We start from the raw sequence: 11,994 nt of genomic DNA, 5'->3' as shown, positions 1-11,994 counted from the left end.
GCTCTAGCCTTTGCTTATCATTGGCTGAAGCTTTGAATGTTCAACACAACCTAATATGACAAGTGTAGATTGACGGGTCATTTTTTTCTTTTTACAATCTCATACTTTAGTTAATATTCAAACTGACAGTTAGTGCTCACTTTGGTATTTCATTATTATTTAATTAGGCATTATTTAATAAGACAGTTTTTAATAAGACAGTTTTTAATAAGACAGTTTTTAATAAGACAGTTTTTTGGTAATACGGGCATCGTAACAGCGACCGCATCAATTACTAGGGTAATTGACGGCTTGCGGGGTTGTTATGTTGCGGCAAAGCCATAGGCAAGTTATTAGCGAGTCGTATGAAATTACATCAATCCATCAAGCCATCGACTTACCCAGTAAGCCATCCTCTGCAGCCTCTATCACGCGTGCTTACCCTGTCTGCGTTTACGATGGCAATGGTTTCGTTGAATTTGTCCTTATCTTTGGCTGCGACTGCTGCGACCAAGGTTACCAAACCTAGCACTACCAAAACCACCTCGACAAAAACTACAACAAAAACCACAACCACGACCACAACAAAAACCACCAAAACCACCAGTACCCCCACTAAAAATGTTAACAAGCCGCCTGTTAAAACATCAGCTAAAACATCGGCTAAAAATTCTGTTAAAACATTGGCTAAAAACACACCAGCAGCGGCAACTATAAAGCCCACTAGCAGATTGCAGCCCAGTACCAGTGGCGACACCGCAGAGTTTACGCCGGTAATCAATACCCCGCCCAATCCTGAGCCTGTGCTCAATGCTAGCCCGGTCATGGACGTACCATCAGCAGACACGCCATCGAAAAAAACCGCGACCCGCGCCAATGAAGTCAAAGGGGGCAAAGCAGCTGGGCTCAGCTACGATCCTACTATCAATAATGGGGTGCCTTATCCGCCAAGTTATGGCCTAGATGTGCCCAGTAATTTGACACTGGCACAAGCGCAGCAGTACCTAGTCAAAGTATCACCCAAAGTCGCGGCAGACAATGCGGCAATCGTGAGTAATGAGCTGCGAGCTGAGTCGACCAAAGGCTTAAACAAACCGATTGTGTATCTGGGTGCCAGTGCCACGCATGTACATGTGGATGACAATATAGATACCACGGGCATTAAAAACAACCTAGCCAATGCCATTGACAACGCAGTCAATAACAATATTGGCAATTTACCCATCACCTTGCCACTGCCTAGCGCCCCTGTCGATATCGGTGGCTTAATCACCGACCCGATTCCCAATAGCATCCCTGTCAATGTCGATAAAAATAGAACAGGCGCAAATGTCACCGTGCTATGGTCTGCCTATAACGGACACAAAACCGAAGCAGTGACCAGTTTGCTCAATGGTATGACTGATGAAAGCCGTGCCGATGCTGACTTGTCACTGGATGAACAATACACCACGCTTACCAAACGCTATTTTCAAACCCAGCTTGCCATCATGGCAGCTTATCTACGCGCCGATGCGCTCAATGCGATTCGTGCCACCGACCATGCCGCTCAGCGCGCACTGGACGTGGGGCTGATTTCAAAAGTCGAGCGTTTGGAAGCCAAAAAAGCCTTAGCCGATGCCGAATACGAAAATAGCAAGGCGCTGAACGATGCTGAACTTGCCATGACCGCATTACAGCGGTTACTGCGCACGCCATATTTTATCAAACCGACATCGCCTTTATTTGTATCCACCAAGCCGTTGCCGCCACTGAGTTATTTTCAGCAGCAGGCTAAAATGCATCACCCAGGTTTTGATAAGGTCGCCGCCAAATACAACCAAGCCAAAGCGCTACATGAATTTAGTGAATCCGCCTACAAACCCAATGTCACCGTCTTTGGTCGCTCTGAAATCGACGCTGACCCAAATTGGATTGCTGGGGTGTCTGCCAACTGGAAATTGTGGGGTGGGGTAGATCGCCGAACCAGCACCCAATCAAGCCTTGCCAAGCTGCACCAAGCCGAGTTTAGCCAAGTGGATGTCAATGATAATATTATGTTATTGGTAGAAAAAAATTGGCAAACAGTCAACAATGCACGCGATAATTTTATTGCCTTAAATACCAATATTGAGCTCGCCAGTGAGATGCTACGCTTTCGTCAGCTAGGCTTTAAAGAAGGCGTCAACACGGCCGTAGAAGTGATGCAAGCTGAAGCCAATTTGGAAAAAGCCAAAACCGAGCAGGCCAAAGCGGCAAATGATTATGTGCAGGCAATGGCAGACTTGATGCAAAGCTGCGGTACGCCGCTAGAGTTTAACCGTTATATGCAGGCAGCGGACGTCAAGCTACCCGCGATTTATTTTGAACATCGTAAGAACTAATCAATTATTTTAACCCGTGTCTTTATTTCACCAGTAGGCTTACCGTATGGCTGATCCACAAAACCCAACACCAGACAATGCGATGGACAACGCTAAAGGCAACACTTTGGACAGCGCTGCGGATAATGCTAATGCAGCGATGAACGCCCAAGCTGCCGATGAGCCGCACGCAGAGGACAGCCTGTCAGCCGCTGCGACGGATAGCCGTTACGTGCCGCCTACCAAAAAACCCAGTAAAATTCGCACCATCATTATAGCCTTGATTATCCTTGGGCTGATTGGACTGGTCGCGTGGGGGCTAATCAAAGATAAGCGCGAAACGCGCAGCGAGCCTGTTACCATCCAAGGGCATATGGAAGTAGAGCAAACGCCTGTCGCTGCCAAAGTTGCCGGTCGTATTGCCAATATTTATGTCAAAGAAGGCGATGAAATTAGCGTTGGCACACGCCTGATTGATATGGATAGCCCAGAAATCAATGCCAAGGTCGAAGAAGCACAAGCAGGCAAAGAGTTAGCCCAAAGTCAACTGGACAAAGCCAACAATGGCGCAAGACCGCAAGAGATTGAAATGGCAAAATACCAGTACGATGCTGCCCAATCCGCGGCTGACCTTGCCAAAGTCACCTATGAGCGTATCAACCGACTCGCAGCAGAAGGCTTGATGTCGCGGCAAAAACGTGACGAAGCCTATACCAACTATGTCGCCAGTGTTGATAAAGCCAAAATCGCCAAAGCCCAATATGAGTTAGCCAAAACAGGCGCGCGCAGTGAAGATAAAACCGCCGCCCAAGCGCAAGTCAGCCAAGTAGAAGGCAAGCTTAAAGAAGCGATGGTTGCCAAAGAAGAAGCCAATCTTAAAAGCCCGATTGCGGGTATCGTGGACAACGTGATTGTCAAACCAGGTCAAGTGGTTGGGCAGGGCGTACCACTGATGACCATTGTCGACCCCAAAGACCAATGGGTCGTGCTTAACGTTACCGAAAATAACCTAAACCATTTTGCGGTCGGTAGTGAATTTAGCGGTACTGTTCCTGCGTTATCGGTCAATAATCAGCCTTACCGCCAAGTGTTTAAAGTGTACGCAAGTTCCGTGCTATCAGATTTTGCCACGTGGCGCCCCACCAATAGCAAAGACGGCTTTGATATGCGTACCTTTGAGATTCGTGCGCGCCCGAGCCAGTCAGATACACGTCTAAGACAGGGCATGACCGTATTGGTTGATATACCGGCAAGCCAGCAGCCAACCCAAACACAATGAAGTCAACCATGATATCAAAACTGACATCAAGACTGACATCAAACAAGCCCTCTAAAGCGTCACCGACATCGTCCGCTGTGCCAAATGCCAGTGACAGTGTCAGTGACAGTGCTAGGGCTAGTGACAATGACCATGAGCGTCATGCGTATACGCAGTTTGATAAGCGCTCAGGCTTTGTGCAATTCTTTGCGGCGTTTTGGTACAGTGCGCGCCGTGAGTGGGATTTTTTGGTGCAAAATCGCTGGGATTTTTCCTTGATGTTTTGGATGCCCATTGTGCTGATATTTTTGGTTTGGTGGATTTTTAGCAAAGGCATGGCAGTCGGGATTCCGATTGCGGTCATAGACAATGACCACTCCGCGCAATCTGCGACGATTATCCGTTATATTGATGCGACGCCTGAGGTTGCGGTGGTCAAAAGCCTTCACAGTGCCGCTGCCGCCCAGCAAGCCATCGAGACTACCGATGTCATGGCGGTGGTTGAAATCCCAGAGAATTTTTCAACCAATCTACTGGCGGGCAAAACCTCGCGCTTGCTACTCAATGTCAATGCCCAGTATGGCACGCATTCAGGTATGATACAAAAAGCGGTACAGACAGCGGTCAGTACCTTTTCGGCAGGGGCAGAAATGCAGCGGCGAGTCGCCATTGGCGAAGATGTCACCTTGACCAAAACCAGTTATGCACCGATACAATCGCAAAGTGTGGCACTGTTTAATACTGCCAATAATTATCAGCAATTTTTGGCAGTCACGGTGGTACCAGCCTTATTACATATTTTGTCGATGGTGATTGGGGCGTCAACCGTGGGGCGAGAGCTGGTCGACAAGACGCTAGGTGAATGGTATCAGTCGCTAAAATCCCCCAAATTTGCCAGTAACCATGCCAGTAACTATGCCTTTAACCGCCCCTTTAACCGCCTCTCTAACCCCAGCCATCCTGTGACACTGGGGCACGAAAAACCCAAACTATCGCTGATTATCGCAGGGCTCAATGGCAAACTAATTTGGGCGATGTTTGCCTATACGCTTTGGGCAGCGGTGGCATTGACCTTGGTGATGCAAATTTTCCCCATTCGTTTGGCGTCCGTGGCGATTACTTATCTGATATTCTTAATGTTTATGATGGTGTCATTCTGGCTTGGGGTGATTGTCACAGTAGGCACGTTTTCGTATCGTCAAGGCTTGTCATTTACCGGATTTATCTCCGCGCCGTCATTTGCTTTTTCAGGGGTGACGTTTCCATTTTTGGCGATGAGTCCTGCCGCACAGCGTTGGGCAAATGCCCTGCCATTAACCCATTATCTCAACTTGCAAACCGCCCAATTACAAATGGGCGCACCGCCATCGTTTGCCTATAGCAGCTTTATCGGATTTTTTATTGCCGTCATGATTACCCTGTTGTTAGCCGCCTTGTTGACCAAAAAGGCCTTGCTGAAGCCTGAAAAATGGGGGCAACGCTGATGCCCACCCAGACAACGCCCGGCAAAGTCGACATAAGCAAATCTGCAAACATTTGGGAGCGCGGTTTTTTGCTGCAAGTTTTGCATGTATGGCGCAGTGTGTTTCAAGACAAAGGGGTGCTCAGTATGCTACTGATTGCCCCGGTTATTTATGGCTTTTTTTACCCGTGGCCGTATTCAAAAGAGGTGGTGCGTCATGTCCCTGTGGCAGTGGTGGATTATGATCATTCAAGTTTATCGCAGACCATTATCAGCTACGCCCAAGCCAATCCGCGCATCCAAAGCACCATTGTAAACGATGAAAACAGTGCCAAGCAGCTGATGTGGCAAGGCAAAATTGCAGGCTACATGGTGATACCCTCAGGGCTGTATCAAAAAGTGACCACAGGACAACCTGCCAAGGTGAGTATCCTTGCCAACGGTAACTATTTTTTGCTCAACAAACAAGTACAAACGGGGTTTTTAGAAGTCATTGGCACCGTGTCCGCAGGGGCGAAAGTACAAAAAAATATTGCCATCGGGCAAGATATCACCGTTGCCAAAAACAATATTTCCCCGGTTGCGCTGACGATTAATCCGTTATACAACCGTACCGAAGGCTATGGTAGCTATATTGTCCCTGCGGTTGCGATATTGATTCTGCAGCAGATGTTTTTGATGGGCACAGCAATGCTAGTGGGCACTTGGGCAGAGCAAGACATGCACCGCGCTTCGATGAAAACGTGGCTTGCGCGAATATTGGGCTTAGCGTGTTTTGGTTTTGTGCTTGGCTGTTTTTATTATGGCTGGGTATTTTCCAACAATGACTATATCCGTAACCAAAATCTGACGGGCTCACTGGTACTGCTTGCCCTGTTTTTCCCCGCGGTAACGGCACTGGGCTGTCTACTTGGGGTGTGGTTTGGGGCGCGAGAACGGGCGATGCAAATCTTGGTCGCAAGTTCAATGCCGATGCTGTTTGTCTCAGGGATTTCGTGGCCGTATCAAATGCTACCTGAGCCCCTGCAGTATTTGCGCTGGGTATTACCTAGCACCTCTGGGATGAATGCATCTGTGATGCTGAACCAAATGGGCGTGCCACTGGCGTATGTCAACGTGTATCTTATGGCGCTCATAATGATTTTCTTGGTTTGTTTATTGCTGCTACTTTTATTAGCGAGTAAAGAAAGTGAATCGTTAGCAGATTAATCCTTGTCAACAGTTATTTTCTTCCTCATGCGGTTACACAGGTGGTTATTTGCCAAATTTGCGATGCGTGTAGCAAGTATCCATCATCTATCATTTGATAAACTTTTCGATAGCACATTGACACAGATGGTCAATCCGTGATTATCTAGCACAATGAATACAACATAATTGAATTTTTCAACTGATTGGCATATAGGATTTATCAGTGATCAGTATTTTTGATTTATTTAAAATTGGGATTGGACCTTCAAGTTCGCATACCGTCGGACCGATGAAAGCGGCGAACCTGTTCGTTAGCGCATTATCACGGCAGCAGCTGCTGACGCAGGTGGACAGGGTGCAAGTTGAGTTATTTGGTTCGCTCGGTGCGACCGGTAAAGGGCATGGTAGTGATATAGCGGTGATGCTAGGTTTGATGGGAGAGCAACCACAGACGACGGATGTCGCCGCTATTTCACAAAAAATTGCCGATATCCAAGCGCAAAACACGCTGTATCTCAATCAGCAGCATGAGATTAATTTTGTTGCTGACAAGGATTTAATCCTAAATGGTAGGGTATCGCTGCCCCATCATCCCAATGCCCTGACTATCACTGCTTTTACAGACAATGAAATTGTTTACCAAAATACGTATTATTCAATCGGCGGCGGGTTTGTGCAGACTGAGCAAGAAGCCCAAGCAAAAGAACCGGTGATTGAAAGCGTCAAAAAACCAGTACCTCATCCCTTTAACAACGCCAAAGAATTATTACAAATTTGCCAACACCATCAACTGTCAATCGCCCAAGTAGTTCGAGCCAATGAACTGGCTAACTTGGGTGAAGATGAGCTGCTGGGTGGACTTAATGACATTTGGCAAGTCATGCAAGACTGTGTCAATGATGGTTGTCGCCACGATGGTATTTTACCGGGGGGCTTACAAGTACAGCGCCGCGCCAAGGCGATTTATCAGCAGTTATCCGCTGCCGATAGCCGAAAAGCATTTAATGATGCCCTTGCGGTGATGGATTGGGTCAATCTGTATGCGTTGGCAGTTAATGAAGAGAACGCCAGTGGCGGACGTGTGGTGACTGCCCCCACCAATGGTGCGGCAGGCGTGATACCTGCGGTTATGCATTATTATCGAGATTTTTGCCCAAGTTATACGTTGCAAGGTTTGCATGATTTTCTGCTAACCGCCGCGGCGATTGGTATTATTATCAAAGAAAACGCCAGTATCTCAGGCGCAGAAGTGGGCTGTCAAGGGGAAGTCGGATCGGCGTGTGCGATGGCGGCGGCAGGGTTAACCTATGTGCTTGGCGGTAGTCCTGCGCAATGTGCCAATGCTGCCGAAATTGGCATCGAACATCACCTTGGTATGACGTGTGACCCGATTGCGGGGTTGGTGCAAGTGCCTTGTATCGAACGCAATGCCATGGCGGCAGTAAAAGCGATTAATGCCTCAAGGCTTGCGCTTAAAGGCAATGGACAGCATGTGGTATCACTTGATAAAGCCATCAAAACCATGAAAGAGACAGGCAGAGATATGATGTCAAAATATAAAGAAACCGCAATGGGCGGGCTTGCTATCAATGTCCTAGATGAGGATTTTGCCGCCCCGTCAAATTTGATTCCGACGCTGGATGTGACGGTCAATTACAGTCAGTGTTAGTGCTACAGTAAAAAAACCGATTCGCCAAGGAATCGGTTTTTTTATAACTATCAATCAATCGCAGGCTGATAATCCCCTGTGATAATACCGTCTTTGATGTCATCAGCTTGTGCCAACACTTGCGCCAATAAGGCTTTGACATTGTCAAGCGTGGCGATGGGGCTTAATGTGGTCATTTTAAGCGATTGCACATCTTGATTGGCATCCCCTTGCTTTTGGTAACTGACGCGCGTCACGCCGATGTTGGCTTCACCTTTGGCAAATAGCTCATCGGCGACATTTTGATTTAAGCTATCAAGCAACTCAGCCGGGTAGTCTTTGGGTACCACGCGAAATAGCACCGAGGCAAACTGTGGCTCTACCAATAATTCAAGCCCATCAGTGGCTTTGATGTAATCAGCGACTTCGCGGGTCAAATCAACGCCATGGTCAATCATCGAGCCGTATAATTCTTCGCCCAAGGCTTCCACTGTGAGCCATAATTTTAGCGCATCAAAACGGCGCGTGGTTTGTAGCGACTTAGAAACTAGGTTGGGTACGCCATGTTCTTCATCATACGCAGAGTTTAAATACTCAGCTTCATAATGCATGAAGCGATAGTTGGCTTCATCTTTGAGTAAAAATGCCCCGCAAGAGATGCTTTGGAAGTAGTGTTTGTGGAAGTCGAGGGTGATAGAGTCGGCTTGCTCAATGCCTGCAAGTTTATCGCGGTAGTTATTCGATAAAATCAGCGCACCGCCCCAAGCGGCATCAATATGCAGCCATGCACCGTACTCATGGGTGAGCTTACGAATCGCAGGGATTGGGTCAATCGCGCCCGCGTCCGTGGTGCCTGCGGTAGCGACCACACAGGCGATGATTTTGCCTTCGGCTTGCAATTGTGCCATGGTGTGTTCAAGTGCGTCAACATCCATCTGCGCTTGGTCATTGACTGGCACAGTGACCACCGATTGAAAACCCATGCCCATCATTGCCATGTTTTTTTGCACGCTAAAATGCGCGTTTTCTGAGCAGATGACTTTGACTTTTTTCATGGCATCGGCTGGGATACCGTCACGCTGTACTGACCATTCAGACCCATCGTCATTTTTATAGTTGTTGGCGATACACCAATCACGGGCGAGTAATACGCCCATCAAGTTGGATTGGGTGCCACCTGAGGTGAATACGCCGGCTTGTCCGCTACCAAAACCGACTTTTTGACGTAGCCAATCAATCAGTTGCACTTCCATCAGTGACCCTGCTGGGCTTTGATCCCAAGAGTCCATCGATTGGTTGGTGGCATTAATCAGCACTTCGGCGATTTGGCTTGTGACCATCGTTGGGCAGTGCAAGTGAGCGAGCGAATGGGGGTGATGCACTTTTAGGCTTTTATTAAGGAATAATTCGACTGAACGTTTTAATGCGGCTTCCAAGCCTAAGCCTTCTTTAGAAGGTTGAAAGCTAATGGCAGAACGCAGCTGCTTGATACTACCGCCGGTGTACATTTTGTCGTTTTTGAGCCAATCGGTGACGGCTTGCACGGCGGTGTTCATATTTTTTTGGTAATCGGCAATGGATTGGCTGTCATTACAAAATAACGCTTGGCGGTGCTGTGATAAGTTTGACATCATGGTTCCTTTTAAATTTTTACGGTCAATTATTTGACGCACTCACGTTTATAGCATGGATTTTATAGCATAGATGACGGCGACTATGGGCGTGAGTAGGGTTAATCTCACGGATTAGCCGTTCGGTTTTGGCGATATTATTTTGTCTATTTTATCCAAAACGGGCTGATTAAAATGACACAAAAAACGGCAAAGCCACGTCAGTAACTTTACCGTCTTGATAGGCAATAATCAATTACCCACGTACTTTTTGCACGGCTTCTTTGACTGCCTTTTTAAAGCGTTCAAGCACCGCCTCACATTCTTCTTGCGTGATGTTAATCGGGCAAAGCAAGCGAATTACTGTACCGCCACGACCGCCTTTTTCCAACAATAACTTGTTGTCAAAACACGCTCTTTGAATCGCATTCGCCATGTCAATATCAGCAGGATACGAGCCGATACGGTCAGCAGGTTTACGCTCATCGACAATCTCAATACCGGTCATCAAGCCGCGACCGCGCACGTTACCGATACAAGGAAATTCTTGAGCGATTTTTTTGAGTTCATCGCGCAAGAATTCACCACGGATGCGCGCATTTTCTGCCAAGTTTTTGCTGCGGATTTCATCTAATACTTGAATCGATGCCGCCATCGCTAGCTGATTGCCACGGAAAGTACCGGTGTGACCGGCTGGCGCCCATGCGTCGAATTTTTTGTTGATGGCAAGTACGCATAGGGGCAAACCACCCCCGACCGCTTTACTCATCACCACCACGTCAGGCACGATGTCGGCATGTTCAAAGGCAAACATTTTGCCTGAGCGCGCAAACCCAGCTTGCACTTCATCCAAAATCAATACGATATCATGCTTAGCGGTCACTTCACGGATTTTTTGTAGCCATTTTTTGGGCGCAGGCACGACACCGCCTTCCCCTTGAATCGCTTCTAGGATGACCGCTGCAGGTTTGACCACGCCGCTTTCAACATCTTCGATAAAGTTTTCAAAGTAGTAAGTCAGCGCATCAACACCCGCTTCACCCCCTAGACCAAGTGGGCAGCGGTATTCATGCGGATAGGGCATAAACTGTACCCCTGGCATCAAATTGCCCACTTTCTCTTTGGCAGACAAATTGCCGGTCATGGCAAGCGCGCCATGGGTCATACCGTGATAACCACCGCTAAATGCGATAACGTTGTCACGCCCTGTATAAGTTTTTGCTAATTTAATCGCCGCTTCTGTACCGTCAGCACCGGTCGGACCGCAAAATTGCAATACAAAATCTTTTGGAAAAAAAGACAGCAAGGATTCGGTAAATGCATCTTTGACAGGGGTGGTGATATCTAGGGTATGCAGTGGCAGACCACTTTCTAACACATCGTATAAGGCTTGTTTGACGGCTGGGTGATTGTGACCCAAGGCTAATGTACCAGCACCAGCTAGGCAATCAAGGTAATCATTGCCTTCAACATCAGTGACCCAAATACCTTGGGCTTTAGCTATAGCTAGCGGTAGTTTGCGGGGATAACTACGAACATTAGATTCCATCGTGCTTTGACGAGTTAAGTAATATTCGTTAGTGGCATGAGAAATAGGGTGTACAGGGGTTGCTACGTGTAAATGCGCTTGGCTCATATCGGATTACCATCTCAGATAACGGGCGAAAAGGTTAGTTTTTTGGCTATCTTTCTCGTATTTGTGAATAACATATCAGTCAGGATGACTGACACCAAAACAAAAACGTTATACCGCAAAACCCCAAAATGCCATAACACTGCACCTAAGACCTAACAATATAACGCTCAAAATTTATGGGGGCATAATACCCTTTTTTTGTGAAAAATACAGTCTTTTTTGCAAAAAATCGGCTCAATCTTTCAAATTGATAACACAGGGTGTGTTTTGCGATGGCAAAGGCAAAAAATTACGGCAAGCGGTGAGCAAGGTGAGTAATGAGCGGCACAAAACTACGAAGCAGTGGGGAAAGTTTGACAATCGTTGATAGTCTATACGGTATATAAAACTCTGCAGTCACAATTTCAGTCACGATAATGATAAAAAAATTACCTAGTTAATACCATGTTAATGAATTATTTGGTACAAAATAGCCAAGTGTCAGCACACCTAATAATATCCAAGCTTACACCATCAAAATTTTATAAAAGCTAAATACTGCTTAGTATTGAGAGCTTTACACGAATAAACATACAAAAGCTGATTAAAAAAATATAATCAATTACCTAGCAAAATAGACTGGCAAAAACTAGTAAAAAAATTAGCAAAAGAAACTGCCAAAAAAATTGCCAAAAAAACGGGATCGCAGCATACGCAAAAATAACAAACCCTTCTAATGTTAGCATCATCCTTGCGTAGGCAAGGCGTAGAGAATTTTTAGAAATAAGTTTGATAACAGGCGTCAATCCTAGATAACACACTTAAAATAAACCTATAACAACTAGACGAGAAGCAACTTTATGCCACAATCCTTAACACTTACTATCAA

Annotated in this window: 7 protein-coding genes; 5 read left to right on the top strand and 2 right to left on the bottom strand. The window is 46.7% G+C overall.

Annotation, left to right across the window (positions count from 1 at the left end):
* Window positions 1-344 precede the first annotated feature (344 nt).
* The 5 genes from RT064_RS10540 to RT064_RS10520 all read left to right on the top strand — a co-directional run bounded on the left by RT064_RS10540 (window position 345) and on the right by RT064_RS10520 (window position 7,901).
* Complete coding sequence (locus tag RT064_RS10540; RefSeq protein WP_313063274.1) at window positions 345-2,342, top strand: TolC family protein; 1,998 nt, start codon at window positions 345-347, stop codon at window positions 2,340-2,342.
* 46 nt (window positions 2,343-2,388) lie between these two features.
* Window positions 2,389-3,600 carry an HlyD family secretion protein gene (locus RT064_RS10535; protein ID WP_313063272.1) on the top strand — a complete coding sequence of 404 codons (1,212 nt, stop codon included), beginning with the start codon at window positions 2,389-2,391 and terminating at the stop codon, window positions 3,598-3,600.
* Between the two features lie 8 nt (window positions 3,601-3,608).
* Window positions 3,609-5,063, top strand: a complete 1,455-nt coding sequence (locus RT064_RS10530; RefSeq protein ID WP_313063270.1) for an ABC transporter permease — start codon at window positions 3,609-3,611, stop codon at window positions 5,061-5,063.
* Window positions 5,063-6,250, top strand: coding sequence for an ABC transporter permease (locus RT064_RS10525; protein WP_313063267.1), 1,188 nt, complete (start codon window positions 5,063-5,065; stop codon window positions 6,248-6,250). Before RT064_RS10530 ends, RT064_RS10525 begins: the two co-directional genes overlap by 1 nt.
* Window positions 6,251-6,455: 205 nt before the next feature.
* A complete protein-coding gene (locus RT064_RS10520; protein ID WP_313063265.1) occupies window positions 6,456-7,901 on the top strand; it encodes an L-serine ammonia-lyase in 1,446 nt (481 codons plus the stop codon).
* Window positions 7,902-7,951: 50 nt separating this feature from the next.
* On the opposite strand, the gene RT064_RS10515 is transcribed toward RT064_RS10520, so the two are convergent.
* Complete coding sequence (locus RT064_RS10515) at window positions 7,952-9,511, bottom strand: pyridoxal phosphate-dependent decarboxylase family protein (protein WP_313063263.1); 1,560 nt, start codon at window positions 9,509-9,511, stop codon at window positions 7,952-7,954.
* 235 nt (window positions 9,512-9,746) lie between these two features.
* Window positions 9,747-11,126 carry a diaminobutyrate--2-oxoglutarate transaminase gene (locus RT064_RS10510; RefSeq protein WP_313063262.1) on the bottom strand — a complete coding sequence of 460 codons (1,380 nt, stop codon included), beginning with the start codon at window positions 11,124-11,126 and terminating at the stop codon, window positions 9,747-9,749.
* Window positions 11,127-11,994 lie beyond the last annotated feature (868 nt).

Origin of the sequence: Moraxella sp. CTOTU49097, from assembly GCF_032064105.1 — a bacterium.
Classification (GTDB): Bacteria; Pseudomonadota; Gammaproteobacteria; order Pseudomonadales; family Moraxellaceae; genus Faucicola; species Faucicola osloensis_B.
Note: the sequence above shows the minus strand (reverse complement) of the source record. Positions and strands in the feature narration are given on the sequence as shown.

Bases quoted from the DNA above. Each gene is read 5' to 3' on its own strand.
- RT064_RS10535 (WP_313063272.1), top strand. From the start codon at position 2,389: ATGGCTGATCCACAAAACCCAACACCAGACAATGCGATGGACAACGCT.
- RT064_RS10515 (WP_313063263.1), bottom strand. From the start codon at position 9,511: ATGTCAAACTTATCACAGCACCGCCAAGCGTTATTTTGTAATGACAGC.
- RT064_RS10540 (WP_313063274.1), top strand. From the start codon at position 345: ATGAAATTACATCAATCCATCAAGCCATCGACTTACCCAGTAAGCCAT.
- RT064_RS10525 (WP_313063267.1), top strand. From the start codon at position 5,063: ATGCCCACCCAGACAACGCCCGGCAAAGTCGACATAAGCAAATCTGCA.
- RT064_RS10530 (WP_313063270.1), top strand. From the start codon at position 3,609: ATGATATCAAAACTGACATCAAGACTGACATCAAACAAGCCCTCTAAA.
- RT064_RS10510 (WP_313063262.1), bottom strand. From the start codon at position 11,126: ATGAGCCAAGCGCATTTACACGTAGCAACCCCTGTACACCCTATTTCT.